The organism is Halomonas sp. B23F22_20 (assembly GCF_043496985.1).
In the GTDB taxonomy this organism is placed as follows: Bacteria; Pseudomonadota; Gammaproteobacteria; order Pseudomonadales; family Halomonadaceae; genus Halomonas.
The window spans coordinates 1-609 of sequence record NZ_JBIEKH010000119.1; the positions used below are offsets into that span (position 1 = coordinate 1).

Genomic DNA, 609 nt, shown 5'->3' on the forward strand with positions numbered 1-609 from the left:
CGCCCCCGCCGGTAAGCGTTGATCCCGAACTCATGGGAGCGGGAGCAACACCGAAGGCTAGCTATGAGGCGCCTGCGCCGGAAAGTGGTGAATCCGGGAAGGGGGTGACCTCTCCAGGCCCCCAAGACTGGGGCTGGGATTGAAGGGGTAGAAAGCAATGGCTGTTGATTCTGCAGAGCGCACACAGAAACGACGTCCCGGGATCTTCGGAAACCTGGTCGGGATTCCCCTGCGCATCGCGATTGTGGTGCTGGTATCGCTGATCTGTTCCGTCGTGATCGAGTGGTTGGGAATTGCGTTCGAGTGGTGGCACCTGCCGGGAGCCGAGCATGCGCGGGTGACCATGGAGAATGAGATGGGATGGCTGGATACCCGCTACACCCGCTCGCTGCTTGTCTCGGATCCTGTGCAGGCCGCGACCTGGGCGCTTACCACGGTCAATGATTGGCTGTTCGTGAAGACAGGGATAGCGGGATGGCTAGCAGACAACGCAGGCCAGGGAGGTATCCCGGGAATAATTCACACCTATACCCAGGCCGCGATGTATGTCGTCCTGATGACGCTCACTCGGTGCGTCATCCTTGCGCTGACCTCACCATTGTTCTTCCT

Annotated in this window: 1 protein-coding gene; it reads left to right on the forward strand. The window is 59.9% G+C overall.

Features of this window, described 5'->3' with window-relative positions:
• Positions 1-157: 157 nt before the first annotated feature.
• The coding region (locus ACGTN6_RS20885) for a DUF4400 domain-containing protein (RefSeq protein WP_394595018.1) at positions 158-609 on the forward strand (452 nt) is incomplete at its 3' end.